The organism is Acinetobacter sp. UBA1496 (assembly GCF_002324975.1).
Classification (GTDB): Bacteria; Pseudomonadota; Gammaproteobacteria; order Pseudomonadales; family Moraxellaceae; genus Acinetobacter; species Acinetobacter variabilis.
On the sequence record NZ_DCRI01000074.1, the window covers coordinates 29,835 to 46,192 of the forward strand.

14 protein-coding genes are annotated in these 16,358 nt (G+C 43.2%); 4 read left to right on the top strand and 10 right to left on the bottom strand.

Annotated elements, in window-relative coordinates:
* Nucleotides 1–254 precede the first annotated feature (254 nt).
* A complete protein-coding gene (gene yaaA / locus B3143_RS08455; protein ID WP_004784218.1) occupies nucleotides 255–1,037 on the bottom strand; it encodes a peroxide stress protein YaaA in 783 nt (260 codons plus the stop codon).
* Between the two features lie 122 nt (nucleotides 1,038–1,159).
* On the opposite strand from yaaA, the gene B3143_RS08460 reads away from it, so the two are divergent.
* On the top strand, nucleotides 1,160–1,792 hold the full coding sequence (locus tag B3143_RS08460) for an alpha/beta hydrolase (protein ID WP_034590098.1): 633 nt from the start codon (nucleotides 1,160–1,162) through the stop codon (nucleotides 1,790–1,792).
* Nucleotides 1,793–1,824: 32 nt separating this feature from the next.
* Here the strand turns inward: B3143_RS08460 and B3143_RS08465 are convergent, their stop codons facing one another.
* The 5 genes from B3143_RS08465 to pheA form a co-directional block, all read right to left on the bottom strand.
* The gene (locus B3143_RS08465) at nucleotides 1,825–2,370 is read right to left on the bottom strand and encodes a GNAT family N-acetyltransferase (protein WP_004784222.1); all 546 of its coding nucleotides are present in this window, start codon (nucleotides 2,368–2,370) and stop codon (nucleotides 1,825–1,827) included.
* A complete protein-coding gene (locus B3143_RS08470; protein ID WP_004784223.1) occupies nucleotides 2,358–2,723 on the bottom strand; it encodes a hypothetical protein in 366 nt (121 codons plus the stop codon). Before B3143_RS08470 ends, B3143_RS08465 begins: the two co-directional genes overlap by 13 nt.
* Nucleotides 2,724–2,823: 100 nt before the next feature.
* On the bottom strand, nucleotides 2,824–5,070 hold the full coding sequence (locus B3143_RS08475; protein WP_004784225.1) for a bifunctional prephenate dehydrogenase/3-phosphoshikimate 1-carboxyvinyltransferase: 2,247 nt from the start codon (nucleotides 5,068–5,070) through the stop codon (nucleotides 2,824–2,826).
* A gap of 3 nt (nucleotides 5,071–5,073) precedes the next feature.
* Entirely contained in the window at nucleotides 5,074–6,165 is a 1,092-nt protein-coding gene (gene hisC, locus B3143_RS08480) for a histidinol-phosphate transaminase (RefSeq protein ID WP_004784227.1), read from the bottom strand.
* Between the two features lie 66 nt (nucleotides 6,166–6,231).
* The gene (pheA, locus tag B3143_RS08485) at nucleotides 6,232–7,341 is read right to left on the bottom strand and encodes a prephenate dehydratase (RefSeq protein WP_004784230.1); all 1,110 of its coding nucleotides are present in this window, start codon (nucleotides 7,339–7,341) and stop codon (nucleotides 6,232–6,234) included.
* A gap of 487 nt (nucleotides 7,342–7,828) precedes the next feature.
* Here pheA and B3143_RS08490 point away from each other — a divergent pair, with 487 nt between their 5' ends.
* Nucleotides 7,829–8,347 carry a DJ-1/PfpI family protein gene (locus tag B3143_RS08490; protein ID WP_004784232.1) on the top strand — a complete coding sequence of 173 codons (519 nt, stop codon included), beginning with the start codon at nucleotides 7,829–7,831 and terminating at the stop codon, nucleotides 8,345–8,347.
* 83 nt (nucleotides 8,348–8,430) lie between these two features.
* Here B3143_RS08490 and B3143_RS08495 read toward each other — a convergent pair whose 3' ends face one another.
* Nucleotides 8,431–9,573: an acyl-CoA dehydrogenase family protein gene (locus B3143_RS08495; RefSeq protein ID WP_004784233.1), complete on the bottom strand. Its 1,143-nt coding sequence runs from the start codon at nucleotides 9,571–9,573 to the stop codon at nucleotides 8,431–8,433.
* A 165-nt stretch (nucleotides 9,574–9,738) separates the two neighbouring features.
* Entirely contained in the window at nucleotides 9,739–11,082 is a 1,344-nt protein-coding gene (locus B3143_RS08500; RefSeq protein WP_004784235.1) for a dicarboxylate/amino acid:cation symporter, read from the bottom strand.
* Nucleotides 11,083–11,496: 414 nt separating this feature from the next.
* On the opposite strand from B3143_RS08500, the gene B3143_RS08505 reads away from it, so the two are divergent.
* On the top strand, nucleotides 11,497–12,498 hold the full coding sequence (locus B3143_RS08505; RefSeq protein WP_004784237.1) for a glycosyl transferase family protein: 1,002 nt from the start codon (nucleotides 11,497–11,499) through the stop codon (nucleotides 12,496–12,498).
* A 60-nt stretch (nucleotides 12,499–12,558) separates the two neighbouring features.
* On the opposite strand, the gene B3143_RS08510 is transcribed toward B3143_RS08505, so the two are convergent.
* Nucleotides 12,559–12,831: a YeaC family protein gene (locus tag B3143_RS08510; RefSeq protein WP_004784238.1), complete on the bottom strand. Its 273-nt coding sequence runs from the start codon at nucleotides 12,829–12,831 to the stop codon at nucleotides 12,559–12,561.
* A 2-nt stretch (nucleotides 12,832–12,833) separates the two neighbouring features.
* A complete protein-coding gene (locus B3143_RS08515) occupies nucleotides 12,834–13,772 on the bottom strand; it encodes an NAD(+) kinase (protein ID WP_004784240.1) in 939 nt (312 codons plus the stop codon).
* A 191-nt stretch (nucleotides 13,773–13,963) separates the two neighbouring features.
* Here B3143_RS08515 and mrcB point away from each other — a divergent pair, with 191 nt between their 5' ends.
* Complete coding sequence (gene mrcB, locus B3143_RS08520) at nucleotides 13,964–16,354, top strand: penicillin-binding protein 1B (protein ID WP_004784242.1); 2,391 nt, start codon at nucleotides 13,964–13,966, stop codon at nucleotides 16,352–16,354.
* Nucleotides 16,355–16,358: the final 4 nt, after the last annotated feature.

Here is a 16,358-nt window from a genome sequence, read left to right on the forward strand (position 1 = left end):
TTTGTTTTTACTATATAAATTTATCGAGTGAAAAATATCTTTTAAAGCTCACTATAGCTTTCATTATTTTATTTAGCTTTTCTTCTAAAAAATTCATCCATTTCCTGTTAAAAATTCTTCTAAATAAATGATATTTTGAAAGTTCCTTCCCTATTTTTTAATTTTTATTCAATTCAACCTAATATTGCTAAACTTAAATTTACCCAAGACTTTTAAGAAAATTTCTTCATTCAGTCTTGGGTGAATCTTTTACCTTAAGCAGCCAGCTGCTCATCACGTTTAAATACCAACTCACCTTTTAGTGAACTTTCAGCATCAAAATAATACCCATCGATATTAAAGGCTTTTAAGTCTTCAGTTCGTTTAATCTGGTTTTCAATGATAAAGCGCGCCATTAAACCACGAGCTTTCTTGGCATAGAAGCTGATGACTTTATATTTGCCATTTTTCTGATCTAAAAATACCGGCTTGATGATTTCAGCCTGAATTTTGCTTTCTTTCACTGCCTTGTAATATTCATCCGAAGCAATATTGACCAGAATTTCAGACTCTGCTGCTGCCAGATCATGATTGATCAGGTCAGTGATGGTATGTCCCCAGAACTCGTAGAGATGAGCACCACGTGGGTTAGTCAATTTGGTTCCCATCTCCAGACGGTAAGGCATCATCAGATCCAGCGGACGCAATAAGCCATAGAGGCCGGATAACATACGCAGATGGTTCTGTGCGTAATGAATCTGATCCTGCTTTAATTGGTAAGCATCCAGACCGGTATAAACATCCCCTTTAAAGGCAAAGATTGCCTGACGAGCATTGGAAAAATCAAAATCCGGCTGCCAGTCTCTGAAGCGTTCCGCATTCAAATTGGCAATTTTTTCACTGACGCTCATTAAGCTGGAAATTTCAGTTGCTGATAACTTGCGGGCAACTTCTATCAATTCCTGGGAATGTTCCAGCAATCTTGCCCGAGTAAATTGATCGGTAGGTAAAGGTGTTTCGTAATCTAGAGTCTTGGCTGGAGAAATTAAAGCAAGCATAGCGACCTGGTTAAAAAATGATTAATCAAACTATATCAGTAGACTTATTTTAATTCCAATTCATGTTTTTATTTATCATAATCGTTAAAATAGAAAATTCTCCTGCAATTTATCGGTTTGCTATGTCCGAACCAATCTACCTCCAAGGCCCTGCTGGCCAACTTGAGGTTTTTGTGGATTATCCTCAGGGTGAAGTGAAAGGATTCGCGATTGTTTGTCATCCCCATCCATTACAAGGTGGCACACCACAACATAAAGTTCCGGTGTTACTGGCGCAAATGTTTTTAGAGCGTGGTTGTGTTGTCTATCGTCCAAGTTTCCGTGGTTCTGGTCAAAGTGCCGGTCTGCATGATGAAGGCTTTGGCGAAACGGATGATATACTTGAAGTCATTAAATATGCGCGTCGCCAACATATTGACCTGCCTTTCTTTGCGGGCGGTTTCAGTTTTGGCGCACATGTTATGGCCAAGTGTTACGCCGCCCTGCCAGTTGAACTGCAACCTTCAAAAGTGATTTTGTGTGGTCTACCGACTGCAACCGTAGCTGGCCTACGTCACTATGTTACACCACAGATCAAAGGTGATATTTTATTTATTCATGGTGAAGCGGATGATGTCACGCTTTTATCCGACATGATTGAATGGGCCAAGCCTCAACGTCATCTGGTCACGATCTTGCCTGGCGCAAATCATTTCTTTACCGGTTATTTAAAACAGCTTCGGATTGCGATGAGCCGTTTCCTCGCATTAAGCTGATCAAAAAAACCTCATCGAATGATGAGGTTTTTTTATTCAGAAATAAAATCTTTAGCATGAATTTCATAAATTACAGCCCGATATTTAGGTTTATCTAGGTGGTTGGTAATTTTTCCACCTACACGTTCTGCAATTTTTCGGCTAGCCCAGTTTTCTTCGGCTACCGGATAGCTCAAAGCTTTGATCCCTAATGTATTAAAAGCATAGCCCACAATACAACGTACTGCCTCATGTCCATAATAATGACCATGCGCCGTTTCACGAATCCAGATACCCACTTCAGGTATTTCATCATGCAGTCGATGCAAACCACATAATCCGATAAATTCATGTCTTTCAATATGGCGAATCACAAAAATATATTCTTTATGATCAGCCATATTGTTTAGCCAGTTTTGCCAGACTGTTGCAAATACCTGTTCAGATTCCGGTGCATCCCATGCCATAAAACGGGTCAAACTCGGGGTAATCGAGGCATAGGCTTCCGCAGCATCGGATGACTTAAAATAATCTAAAACAAGACGTTTACTTTGCAATATAGGCGAAAGACTTTGCATTTGTTGAACTAGTTCTTCCACTCAAACTCACTAAAACTTTCTTGTTCTTTCAACGATGCTTCAACAGCTTGTGCCAACTGATTTAATAAACTTTGTTCTGTAATCCGGTCCAGCCAGTCCTGTTCTTCATCCGGGTAAGAGGCGATTTCACAAATCAGGTGCCCTTCCTGGTCTCGTGTCTCACAGCTCACTGATAATGGCAACTCGTGTTCATCGACACTTACGGCCACTTGTGCGCCACTTTGCGCCAAGGTTTTAAAGCCATATTTACCGAGCTCTTCCGTCAGCAGATGTGCCACATATTCCTGAGCCTGCTGACTGCCCTGTAATTGTTCCTGGCTCTGAGGATTGGCCATAAATTTTAATTTTCGCATTGCTACATCCAAATGGCTTTTTTGTTGTATGGTTTTAGCATAAGCCAATATAAACAAAACAGCCAAGCAAAAGCTTGGCTGTTTCATGTAAATTTTAGAATTATTCTGTCACTTCAATCGCCAGACCAGCTTGAGAAGTCAGTTCAGTGAAGGTTGGGAAACTGGTTGCGACGGTTTCAGTCCCAACAATCTTGATTTCACCTGAGTTACGCAGACCTGCAATAGAGAAGCTCATGGCAATACGATGATCATGATGCGATTCAATTTCACCGCCAGTAAAGATTGGTGACCAGTCGCCTGTCTTACCTTTACCTTCGATAATGATGCCATCATCAGTTGGTGTACAGTCAATGCCCATGGTTTTCAAACCATCTGCCATCACTTGAATACGATCAGATTCTTTGACACGCAGCTCAGCAGCACCAGTTAGAATCGTTTGGCCTTCTGCACATGCAGCAGCAATGAATAATGCCGGGAATTCATCAATTGCTAGTGGCACTTGGTCTTCCGGCATATGAATGCCTTTTAACGTACGTGTACCGCGAATACGAATGTCTGCAATCGGTTCACCGCCTGCAATACGTTCATTTTCAACAGTGATGTCCGCACCCATCTGTTTCAAGATTTCAATCACACCAGTACGGGTCGGGTTAATGCCTACCGCTTCCAAAGTCACGTCTGAATTTTCAGTAATCGCTGCACCGACCATAAAGAAAGCTGCAGATGAAATATCAGAAGGCACCTGAATGTTAGTACCCACCAGCTTGCCGCCACCTTGCAGGGAAATACGGTTGCCTTCAGTTTTTACTTCATAACCAAAAGCACGCAACATACGTTCAGTATGGTCACGGGTTGGTTCAGGTTCAGTCACTGAAGTTTCACCTTCCGCCCAAAGACCTGCCAGCAGAATACCTGATTTCACCTGAGCAGATGCCATTGGCAAGTCGTATTGAATACCTTTCAGGTTTTGATTACCCGTAATCGATACTGGTGGTGTACCACGTTCACCCGTAGTTTGAATCTGCGCGCCCATCAAACGTAATGGTTTTGCAATACGCTCCATTGGACGTTTAGACAGGGATGCATCACCCGTCATCACCGAATCAAATTTCTGAGCTGACAGCATGCCAGCCAGCAGGCGCATCGAAGTACCCGAGTTGCCCATGTAAAGCGCAGACTTCGGTGCTTTCAGACCTTGCATACCCACGCCATGAATGGTCACTTCACCATTTTTAGGGCCTTCAATGCTTACGCCCATATCACGGAATGCCTGTAAAGTTGCAAGTGCATCTTCACCCTCAAGGAAACCCGTCACATGCGTTGTGCCTTCAGCGATGGCACCAAACATGATGGAACGGTGTGACACAGATTTGTCACCTGGCACGGTAAATTTACCTTGGAACGTCTTGGCACCTGGTTGAATGGTAAATTGTTGTGTCACTTTATTTTTCTCCATGAGAGGTTTCTTGGCGAGCATATGATTGAAGTGCTGACGCGCGGCTTGCGCATGCCCCAATAAGCCCATTAAAGCTTGTGAATCTTCATCTTCAATCAGCTTGCGGATAATCGCGAGTTGAGCTTCAAAGCCGTCCACGGCATTGAGAATCGCCTTTTTATTGGCAAAAAAGATGTCATGCCACATTTGTGGATCACTGGCGGCAATACGCGAGAAGTCGCGGAAGCCACCGGCAGCATAACGAAAAATATCCAGATTGTCTTCGCGCTTGGCCAGTTGTTCGACCAGGTTGAAGGCCATCAGATGCGGAAGATGACTGGTATGGGCCAGCACTTCATCGTGCTTTTCCACATCCATACAAATCACTTCCGCTTTGGCCACCTGCCACAGTTGAATCAGTTTATCGACCGCCCATTGTCCGCTGCTTGGTAACGGCGTCAAAATCACCTTGTGATTGGCAAATAGATCGACCTTACCTGCATGCACGCCGGTATGTTCAGCACCCGCAATTGGATGCCCCGGCACAAAACCGGCTGGCAGATTTTCACCAAACACAGCTTTGGCTGCTTCTACCACATTGCCTTTGGTACTGCCAACATCGGTCAGAATGGCATTTTCCAACAAATAAGGTTTGATCGTTTCTAGCACTTTCTGGGTAGCACGAACAGGTAATGCCAGTACCACCAGATCTGCCCCTTTGACGGCTTCTACAGGATCTGCATATCCGTTGGAAATCAGACCAAGTGCCTTGGCATCTTCCAAGGTTTTTTGTGAGCGGGTCGATGCCACGATGTCATTGGCTAAATGCTCGGCCTGAATGACACGCGCCAGACTTGAACCAATCAATCCAAGTCCGATAAAGGCAACTTTTTCAAACAGTGGCTGCGACATAACTTAAGCTTTCGCCTCTAAGCCAAGCACTTTGCCTAATGCAGCAAGGAATTTGGCATTTTCAGCTTCAGTACCAATCGATACGCGCAAGTGGTTTGGAATACCCACTGGACGCACGATCACACCTTCTTTCAACAACTTGTTAAATGTTTCTGCTGGATCAGCCTGTACATCGACCAAGATGAAATTCGCGCGTGAAGGTACATAGTTCAGGCCCAAAGCTTTGAAGCCAGCTTCAAGCTGTGCCATACCTGCTTTATTCACTTCACGAGATTTCTCGATGAAGGCTTCATCTTTCAGTGCAGCAACTGCAGCAACCATGGCTAAATGGTTCACGTTGAATGGCTGACGGATACGATTTAAATAGTCAGTTACTTCAACCGATGCCAATGCAAAACCAACACGCAGTGCAGCCAGACCATAACACTTAGACAAAGTACGGCTGACAATCAGATTAGGATACTGCTTCAGGAATTTCAGGCTGTTGAAGTTTTCCGGGAAATATTCCACATAAGCTTCGTCCAGTACCACGATGACATTCGCTGGCACTTTCTGCATGAATGCTTCAAATTCAGCTTCTTCAAACCAGGTGCCTGTCGGGTTGTTTGGGTTCGCAATAAAGATCAGCTTGGTGTTGTCTTTAATTGCAGCCGCCATCGCCTCAAGATCATGCGAGAAGCCTTTTGCTGGTACTTCAATCGCTTCAGCATGGATCGCTTGAGTTACCAGAGCATATACTGCAAATGCATGCTGGCTGTAAATCACAGAATCGCTTGAAGAAACGAATGCGCGGGCAAACATTTCCAGTAAGTCGTTTGAACCGTTGCCCAAAGTAATCTGGTCATGATTAAAACCAAATTGTGCTTTGATCTGGTCTTTCAGGATAAAACCACCACCATCTGGATAACGACCAATTTCTGCCAGTTCTGCAGCGACTGCTTCTTTGACTTTATCTGAACAGCCCAGCGGGTTTTCATTTGAAGCCAGTTTTACGATATCAGTGATGCCCAACTCACGCTCAAGCTCATTGATCGGTTTACCTGGTTGATATGGCTTTAATTTAGAGATGCCTTCATTGGCTGGGACAAACGACATTTTATACTTCCGATTTACAGATGAACCAGTGGTTAGCACCCTCGCACTAACCACGAAAGGCTGCTTTTATAAAACAGCTGCAGGATATGAACCAAGCACGCGGACTTCTTTCACAAGCGGACGAATTTCTTCGATCGCAGCTTTAACATTTTCCTGCTCAATATGACCTTCAAGATCGATAAAGAATACATAAGCCCATTTTTCAGGAAGTGCAGGTCGAGTTTCAATACTGGTTAGACTAATGTTGTGTTTGGCAAATGGAGCCAGAATCTCTAGCAATGCACCGGCACGGTCATGTGCAGAAACCAGTAATGAAGTTTTATCATTACCACTTTGTGGCACTTTTTCACGGCCAATTACCAGGAAGCGTGTAGTGTTTTCTGGATTGTCCTCAATATTGCTGTGCATAATCTCAAGATTATAAATATTCGCAGCAATTTCAGAAGCAATCGCAGCAGAATGCCATTCATTCTGAATACGGCGCGCAGCTTCAGCATTTGAACTGAGTGCCACACGTTCTACACCTGGATAATGAGCATCCAGCCATTTACGGCACTGAGCCAGAGTTTGCTGATGTGCATAGATCTGTTTAATACTGTCTTTACGGGTATTTTCAGAGATCAGGAACTGATGATGAATGGGTAATTCTACTTCGCCAATCACATTCAGATGCGAAGTCTTGAAACAGTCTAAAGTGTGGTTCACTACCCCTTCAGAGGAGTTTTCAACCGGTACCAGACCATAATGTGCACTGCCCGCTTCTACTTCACGGAACACTTCATCAATGGTGGGTAATGGACGAACTACAGCATCATGACCAAAATGTTTCAATACTGCTGAGTGTGTGTAGGTACCAGCAGGTCCCAAGAATGCAATACTTTGCGGTGCTTCAAGCGCCAAACAAGCCGACATGATCTCGCGGAACAGACGTGCCATCGTCGTATCTGACAATGGTCCTTCATTGCGCTCCATAACATTGCGCAAAACCTGTGCTTCACGTTCCGGACGGTAAAACAGCGGATTTTCTTCAGATGCGAATTTTGCTTTTGCTACAGCCTCAGCCAAACGTGCACGACGGTTAATCAATTGCTGGATTTGTTGATCAACTGAATCGATATCTTCACGAATTTTAGCCAAGTCTAAAGAAGCCGTTGTGTTTTGATCGTCGTTGATCATCGTGATGTCGCCCTTCATAAACCTTATCTGTGCAGTATAACAATTAGTGCGCTGCAAATGTTACACAATATAACTTTAGTAGATTAATTCTTAAAAACAGGGAGTTGATTTTAACCGTTCATCGCTTTAGTCACATCTGGTAACATTTCTTTCAGCATTTTCGCATGTTTTACATTATCAAATTGTAAACTTTGCCCGCTCATCTTAACTGATTTCTATCAAGATGAAATATCACTATTTCTTAATCTACATAACGATTTTAAGCATAAGAAAATAAAAATAAAGCCATCTCGATACTTCTAGTTTGACTACTTAAAATCTGAGTGACAGTTCACAATAAAATGCACATAGAAAACTGTTTTTTTAATCATTTTCCTTTGATTTAATTTGATTTTTTACACTAAATCACTATTTGGTTACAAAGCAGAGACGTTTTTTAAACCTTAAATCGCTAGTCTAATTTAAAACTATATTGGGGGTGCCTATAATGCCAAAAAGAATAGCGGTACTTGTAACGAATAATTTTGAAGATCTTGAATATACTGAGCCTGTTGCGGCCTTACTCGCTGCAGAGCATAGTGTCTGTAATATTGAACTACATGCCGGAAAAGTCGTACATGGATTACATGGTCAGTCGAGTGTAACGATTGATTGGGGAATTGATCATATCAGTATTGATGATTTTGATGGCCTACTCATTCCGGGCGGTGAATCGCCTGTATCCCTCGCCAACGATACGCGAGTCTTACATTTCATTCAGGCTTTTAATGAGACCAAAAAGACCATCTTCAGTCTTTGCGACGCATCTTTATTACTCAGTGAAGCTGATGTTTTAAAGAACCGCATCATTACCAGTATCCGTGCGCATGCACCTCGAGTACAACATGCAGGTGCGACGTATTATGATGTCGAACTAGTCAATGACAATAATCAGCTGATTTCATCTCGAGTACCCAATGATTTGCCAATTTTTATTCATGAATGTCTGGATGTATTAAAATCTTAAAATAATAAAATATCTAGATTTCAAGAATATTCTTTCCATAAAAAAAGAGTCCATTTCGGACTCTTTTTTTTATCTGTTAAGTTTTAACGTCCAAGCAGACCGCGAGCGACAATTTCTTTCATGATTTCATTGGTACCGCCATAGATCCGTTGAATGCGGGCATCAACAAAGAAACGCGAAATCGGGTATTCAGTCATATAGCCATAACCACCAAAGAGCTGAAGCAGATTGTCAGCAACTTTCATCTGCATATCTGTCGAGAAGCTCTTTAGCGCTGCTGCAGTTTCAACATCCAGCTTGCCTTGCATATACAACTCAACATTCTGGTTATAGAAAGCTGCTGTTGCCAGCTCGTCAATCTTGGCCTGTGCCAGTACAAAACGGGTATTCTGGAACTGACCAATCGCCTGACCAAAGGCCTGACGCTCTTTGACATATTGAGTCGTTAGATCAATCGAGCCACGAATGGCGCCCAGTGCAGTAGCAGCAATAGCGGTACGTTCACGTGGGAGTTCCTGCATTAGATATACAAAGCCCTGACCTAGCTGACCCAGCAACTGATCTTTCGGTACTTTGACATTATCGAAGAACAGCTCTGAAGTATCCTGTGAATGCAGACCAATCTTGTCCAGATTCTTACCTTTTTTAAAGCCTTCCAGATGCGTATCCACCAGCATCAAAGACACACCTTTGGCGCGTGCTTGCGGATCGGTTTTCACGGCTAATACGACTAAGTCAGCATGCTGACCATTGGAGATAAAAGTTTTAGAACCATTCAATAAATAATGGTCATCCTGCAAGATGGCATTGGTTCGCATGGCTTGCAGATCAGAACCAGCACCCGGCTCAGTCATGCCAATCGCACCGACCACTTCACCAGACACCATTTTCGGTAACCAGTATTTTTTCTGTTCTTCAGTACCAATATGCAGGATATACGGCGCTGCGATATCCGAATGGCAAGACAGACCAGTTGAAATTGCGCTATAGCCTGCTCTTGCCGACTCTTCGATTAACATCAGGGAATAGTGGGTCGGAACACCGTAGCCACCATATTCTTCCGGAACATCGACACATAAGAAGCCATTTTCACCCATCGCATTCCAGACTGAACGCGGCATCATGCCTTCACGCTCCCACTCTTCATAGTAAGGCGCTACGTGTTCATTCATAAAGCGTTTGAAATTGTCGCGGAAAAGTTCCAGGTCAGCATCGTAAGCCAGCATTCTTTTATCCTTATCGTGTTTATCGTTTTATTTCCTGTGCACAGGCTAACTATTTTTAGAAAGGCTGTCATGTGCCTGACTTATTTTTTCGCTAACTTCACAGTCAGATAAAAATAAAAAGGAAGCCGAAGCTTCCTTTTTATGACCTACAAGACGAACTCGAATTTAATGAGCGTTGTTGCCTTCCTGCGCCATTTTTTCATCAATTTCAGCCGGATTTGCTAATGCATAGTTCAGCTTGTCCATGTCTAACTGACCGACCCATTTTGCTACAACCAGAGTTGCCAAAGAGTTACCGACTAGATTGGTCAAGGCACGAGCTTCAGACATGAAGCGGTCAATACCGAGAATCAAGGCCAGACCTGCAACCGGAATATTACCTACAGCCGCTAAGGTTGCTGCCATCACGATAAAGCCTGAACCAGTTACACCCGCTGCACCTTTAGAAGAAATGAGCAATACGAGAAGCAAGGTAATCTGGTGAGACAAATCAAGTTGCGTATTGGTCGCCTGTGCAATGAAGATTGCCGCCATTGTCAGGTAAATCGAAGTACCATCCAGGTTGAATGAATAACCTGTTGGAATGACCAAACCTACCACTGACTTTTCAGCACCTGCAAGCTCAAGTTTTTTCAGCATACGTGGCAATACAGATTCAGACGATGAAGTACCCAGTACAATCAACAGCTCTTCACGAATCAGGCGAATCATCTTGACAATGCTAAAGCCGGTAAAACGAGCAATTGAACCCAGCACAATAAAGATGAACAGCAAACAGGTGATATAGAAGCAGATGATCAACTGGGCCAATTGCGCCAGAGAACCGATCCCATATTTACCGATCGTGAAAGCCATCGCACCAAATGCACCAATAGGCGCAAGTTTCATGATCATGTTCACGATGTTAAAGAACACATGTGAAATCTGATCTACCAGTTTGAGGACTGGCTTACCTTGTGCACCCAGTTTGTGTAATGCAAAACCGAACAGGATCGCAAATAAAAGGACTTGCAGGATTTCGCCTTCAGCAAATGCTCCAACCACCGTATTTGGAATGATATTCATAAAGAAATCAACGGTAGACTGAGAAGCACCCGACTCTACATATTTAGAAATCCCGGCCGTGTCCAGCGATGCCGGATCAACATTCATCCCAACGCCTGGCTTGGCAATATTAATTACCAGAAGACCAATGATCAGCGCTATCGTTGACACGATTTCGAAGTAAAGTAGAGCGACACCACCAGTTTTACCAACTGATTTCATACTCTCCATGCCTGCGATCCCACTAACCACGGTACAGAAAATCACAGGTGCGATGATCATTTTAATTAAACGGATAAATGCATCACCCAGCGGCTTCAGTTGTTCGCCCAAACCTGGAACATATTGTTCTGCACCATTAATGATTTGTGTACCACTTGGCGAGAAATGTCCGACGAGGATACCCGCAATAATGGCTACAATCACTTGAAAATAAAGCGACTTATAAATTGGTTTTTTAGCCATAACCTTACTTCACGATATACTTCTAACCAGAAGCAATATTCAGTTTTCACTTATTTTTAAAAAACAAGCGTCCAATACTTCATTGTCTGAAACAAAAAAGTGCCTATGTATCAAAAAATTAATCTGATACTGAAATTAGAATGTGTATGTACATTTAACAATCACAGGAACACTGATCCTTAAGAAAAATCAGTGCATTGATCAGGAGATAAAGCAAACACAAGAATTGCGTGAAATTTTAACCGTTTTTTAGACTTTTGTTTAACCCGAAATGTTAAATTTGCCTAAATACTAAACAATACCTCTTAGACTATAGTCTTATAAAACTATAATAATTCTGCAAAATAAGAAGGTGAAATACCAATATCAGCGTAAAATATGCCAATACTTGATGAACATGATTGATCTATGCCCATGACCACAAAGCGAAATATTTATAAAGATGCCGAACATCCTTTTGCCCAGTTTATTCGTATTATTGGCAAGGGAAAAAATGGTGCACGTTCTTTAAGCTATGAAGAAGCCTATCAGGCTTTTAGCATGATCCTGAAAAATGAGGTGCTGAACGTACAACTGGGCGCTTTTCTGATGCTATTACGTGTCAAGGAAGAATCTGTTGATGAACTCGCAGGCTTTGTGCAGGCGACCCGGGACCAGCTGAATTTTAAGGCACTGGATGTTGATCTGGACTGGTCCTCTTATGCAGGCAAACGCAAACATTATCCTTGGTTCATTCTGGCTGCGCTTACCCTTGCCAAGCATGGCTATAATATCGTGATGCATGGTGCTTCAGGTCATACCTTGAATCGGGTCTATACCGAACAGGTACTTAACTACTTAGGCTATCCAATCTGCCAGAATGATGCTGACGTGGAACAGCAGCTTAAAGACAAACATTTTGCTTACCTGCCTCTGGAGGTGATCTCTCCAATTCTGGCTGAGCTGATCGGGCTACGTAATGTTATGGGTCTACGCTCCCCGATTCATACGCTGGCACGTCTGATTAATCCATTTAATGCCAAAGCGACTTTACAGGCTATTTTCCACCCTGCTTATCGTAGTTCACATCAGCAGTCCGCTTATAAGTTAGGTTATCAAAATAGTGCAGTCATTAAAGGTGAAGGTGGCGAATTTGAACGTAACCCGGATGCCAAAACTTTAATCTGCGGGATTAAGAATGGCGAACTTTATGAGCACGAATTACCAAAACTGACCGACAACCGTAGTCCGATTGAAGAAGAGCTGGATCTGGCTGTATTTAAACAAGTATGGGAAGGTCAACGCTCACATGAATATGGTGAGATCGCAGTTGTCGAAACTATGGGCATTGCACTGTATACCATGGGCAAATGTGACAGCTATGAAGTAGCGATGCAAAAAGCCAGAGGGCTCTGGAATAGCCGCCTTTCAGTTTGATCAAGCCAAAAAAACAGACATTAAAAAAGACCACATTTGTGGTCTTTTTTTCGGTTTCGATTAAACGAAACGGATTGGCTTGAATTCCGGCTCATTTTTGTGATGATCATCATCACACTGTTCACCTTCTTCTTTAGTGCCACGATCGATATAACCACTACGTTCGGTTTCTGGCAGGTTTTTCATTTCCCAGGCATAGACAGCCTGCATACAGGTCTGACGCTGCTCCTGGGTCAGTGCCACACCATTCGGCCACTTGCCAATTTCAATGGCTGTTCTTAAGCGTTCTACAATCTCAGGATTGAGTACGGCAAGCATTTGTTCAATATTCATATTTAATCCTGCTTAAGATAGTCGAAGTCCTGATTCCAGCCCAGTTTGGTTCGACATGCATTATAGAAGTCATAACCTGGCGGATGCAGAAGATTCAGTTTAAAGGGATGCTTACGAATATGGACGCTATCGCCAACATTCAAAGACACACTGTGTTGTCCATCCGCACTCACCATCGGCAGTACGCGATTTTCACGAATCATTAGTTTAATTTCACTATGCCCTCCGACCACAATCGGACGTGAAGACAAGGTATGCGGATGCATCGGCACCAGCACAATTGCATCCATACTTGGATGCACAATCGGTCCACCACCGGACAGTGCATAGGCTGTTGAACCGGTCGGTGTAGATACAATCAGGCCATCACTATGCTGGCGATAGACATATTGTCCATCAATATTCAGCTCGAAATCAATCATGTGTACCGATTTACCTGAGTGCAAGACCACATCATTCAAAGCAATCGCGTCATAGATGATTTCACCTTTAGAGCGAACTTCCATTTCCAATAAGAAACGGCGTTCTGCCTGAAAATCACCTTTTAATACCTGATCCAGTTTGAAGATGACTTCGGTTGGCTTGATATCGGTCAGGAAGCCCAAACGACCACGGTTCACCCCGATCACTGGCGTATTGTATTTTACCAATGCCCGCGCTGCATGTAACAGTGAACCATCCCCACCTACCACAATCACCAGATCAACCACTTCGCCCAACAAGGCGCGGCTAACTGTTTGGGTATTCTGATAAGGAACCAGTTCAGCTGTATCTGCATCAAAAACAGGATGTAGACCTAAATTGAGCAGATGATCGTGGATCAGGCATAAGGTTTCAACCACTGAAGATTTATCCGGGCGTCCAATCAACCCGATATTTCGAAATGTCTTGTGGGAAATTTGCACCAGTGTCGTCGCTCCGCTTCGAATCTTGCTTATCATAACATTAAGCTTAAATAGGATGACAATTTATAACATGACAAAGCTGTGCAGGATTGAATTGAAATAGATTGAAATTAAGGAGAAAATGTGAAGTTTAATTTTAATTTTAATCTCAATAATTGATTAAATATTGCAAAATAATGAAAAGCTTCGCATGATTAGCACAATTTCACAGGGTCTTATCGTCATTTATGAAATCTGAACGAGGTATGGGGTTCATTGCCTTAATCTTCTCCATTCTAGTCATTTCTGCATTTGTAGCATTTAGTATCTATTTGATTAAATTAGATAATATTGTACGTGAAAAATTTGAAGGCCAACGCTGGGATATTCCGGCCAAGGTTTTCGCACGCCCGATGGAAGTGTATGTAAATGCCCCTGTCAGCCAGCAGGATTTCCAACAAGAATTAAAATTACTGGGTTATAAAGGTTCAGACAGCTATACCAAATCGGGCAGCTTTGTCAGCACTGGCAATACCATGTATGTGCATACCCGTGGCTTTGATTTTGGCGATCGCGTTGAACCTGAACAGGTATTGAAAGTCAGCTTTAATGGCGATCAGATTGCTGAAGTAAGTGCGACCAAGCCCTCTTCTAGCGGGATTGCCCGTCTGGAACCTTTATTGATTGGCGGTATTTATCCACAGCATAATGAAGACCGTGTGCTAATTAAGCTCAATAAAGTGCCTAAACCGTTAATTGATGCTTTAATTGCTACTGAAGACCGCAATTTCTACAATCACCATGGCGTATCTCCACGCGGGATTGCACGTGCAGTGGTGAGCAATATTACTGGTGGTAAGCGTCAAGGTGGTTCAACCCTCACCCAGCAGCTGGTCAAGAATTTCTACTTAACACCAGAACGTACCTTAAAGCGTAAGGTAAATGAAGCCTTTATGGCGATGCTGATTGAATTGCATTATGGCAAAGATGAGATTCTGGAAGCCTATTTAAATGAAGTGAATCTGGGCCAGAACGGCAACTATTCTGTAAATGGTTATGGTCTGGCTTCACAATTTTATTTTGGCCTCCCGTTACGTGAACTGAATATTTCTCAACAGGCCTTTTTAGTCGGTCTGGTTCAAGGTCCAAGCCTGTATAACCCATGGCGTAATCCCGAACTTGCGAAAAAACGTCGTGATGTGGTTCTGAATAATATGCTGGTAATGGGTAATCTGACCCAAGATCAGTATGAAACAGAAACTGCCCGTCCGCTGAACGTCATTTCCAAGCCAACTTTGGGCCCTGCCCGCTTCCCGGATTTTCTGGACATTGTTCGCCGTCAATTGCGTACCGAATATCAGGAAACTGATTTAACCAACCAGGGTCTGCGTATTTTCACCACCTTAGATCCATTGGCACAAACCCGAATTCAAGACAGCTTTAAGAAAAGTGTAGCCCGTTTAAGCAAAGCCAATCCAGGCCGTCTAAAAGATTTGCAAGGCGCTGTTCTGGTCGCACACCCTGAGAATGGCGAACTGGTTGCAGCAGTAGGCTCTACTCAGGACTTTACCGGTTTTAACCGTGCTTTAGATGCCAAACGTCAGGTTGGATCTTTACTCAAACCGGTGATTTATCTGACAGCGCTAGAATCAAATCGTTACCACTGGGCCAGTCCAATTGAAGACAGTCAGATCACCATTCAAAGTGATGGCAAACCATGGACTCCGAAAAACTATAGCGGTAGTGTACATGGTGTAGTACCGATGTCTCTTGCCCTATCACAATCCTATAACCTGTCTGCGGTGCGTTTGGCACAGGAATTTGGCCTGTCGACCTTTATTAACCATTTGAAAAAATTTGGTGTGACTTCTGACATACCAAATTATCCATCTATTTATTTAGGTGCGGTAGATATGTCACCGATGGAAGTGATGAATATTTACGGCAACTTCGCAACAGGTGGCTTTAAATATCCGGTGAAATCGATTCGTTCTGTAGTCGATGCGAATGGCCACTCGCTTGAACGTTACAGCTTAAGTGTTCAGCCGACGATTGATCCAGCATCAGCCTATGCTCTGAATTATGGTTTACAACAGGTCATGTCGAGTGGTACTGGTCGTTCTGCTTATAACAGTTTGCCACGTAACCTGAATCTGGCGGGTAAATCGGGTACGACAAACGATACCCGTGATTCATGGTTTGCAGGTTATTCTGGCAACTATATGACAGTGGTCTGGTTAGGTCTGGATGACAACAAAGTCACTGGATTAACCGGTTCTTCAGGTGCCCTTCCGGTCTGGACCAATGTCATGAAACAGCTACGTCAGAAGCCGGTGAATCTGGCTCAGCCTAATGAAATTGAATGGCACTGGCTGGACCGTTATACAGGTAAACTGACTGCCCAAGGCTGTGATGGTGCCATGTATATTCCGATTTCACGCCATGCTCTACCAAATCAGGCGACTGCTTGTGGCATCTCACATTACGCCACCGAGCCTTATACGATTGATTCAGAACCTTCACCAGAAGATGAGGAAGAAGATGATCTCAGTCGTTATATACAAGAAAGTGAAACAGAAATAGAACGCGAAGTTGCTAAACAAACCCGTATTATCGCGAGTGGAAGTTATAGCCAATAATTGA

Bases quoted from the DNA above. Each gene is read 5' to 3' on its own strand.
- yaaA (WP_004784218.1), bottom strand. From the start codon at position 1,037: ATGCTTGCTTTAATTTCTCCAGCCAAGACTCTAGATTACGAAACACCT.
- B3143_RS08460 (WP_034590098.1), top strand. From the start codon at position 1,160: ATGTCCGAACCAATCTACCTCCAAGGCCCTGCTGGCCAACTTGAGGTT.
- B3143_RS08470 (WP_004784223.1), bottom strand. From the start codon at position 2,723: ATGCGAAAATTAAAATTTATGGCCAATCCTCAGAGCCAGGAACAATTA.
- B3143_RS08475 (WP_004784225.1), bottom strand. From the start codon at position 5,070: ATGTCGCAGCCACTGTTTGAAAAAGTTGCCTTTATCGGACTTGGATTG.
- hisC (WP_004784227.1), bottom strand. From the start codon at position 6,165: ATGTCGTTTGTCCCAGCCAATGAAGGCATCTCTAAATTAAAGCCATAT.
- pheA (WP_004784230.1), bottom strand. From the start codon at position 7,341: ATGATCAACGACGATCAAAACACAACGGCTTCTTTAGACTTGGCTAAA.
- B3143_RS08490 (WP_004784232.1), top strand. From the start codon at position 7,829: ATGCCAAAAAGAATAGCGGTACTTGTAACGAATAATTTTGAAGATCTT.
- B3143_RS08495 (WP_004784233.1), bottom strand. From the start codon at position 9,573: ATGCTGGCTTACGATGCTGACCTGGAACTTTTCCGCGACAATTTCAAA.
- B3143_RS08500 (WP_004784235.1), bottom strand. From the start codon at position 11,082: ATGGCTAAAAAACCAATTTATAAGTCGCTTTATTTTCAAGTGATTGTA.
- B3143_RS08505 (WP_004784237.1), top strand. From the start codon at position 11,497: ATGACCACAAAGCGAAATATTTATAAAGATGCCGAACATCCTTTTGCC.
- B3143_RS08510 (WP_004784238.1), bottom strand. From the start codon at position 12,831: ATGAATATTGAACAAATGCTTGCCGTACTCAATCCTGAGATTGTAGAA.
- B3143_RS08515 (WP_004784240.1), bottom strand. From the start codon at position 13,772: ATGATAAGCAAGATTCGAAGCGGAGCGACGACACTGGTGCAAATTTCC.
- mrcB (WP_004784242.1), top strand. From the start codon at position 13,964: ATGAAATCTGAACGAGGTATGGGGTTCATTGCCTTAATCTTCTCCATT.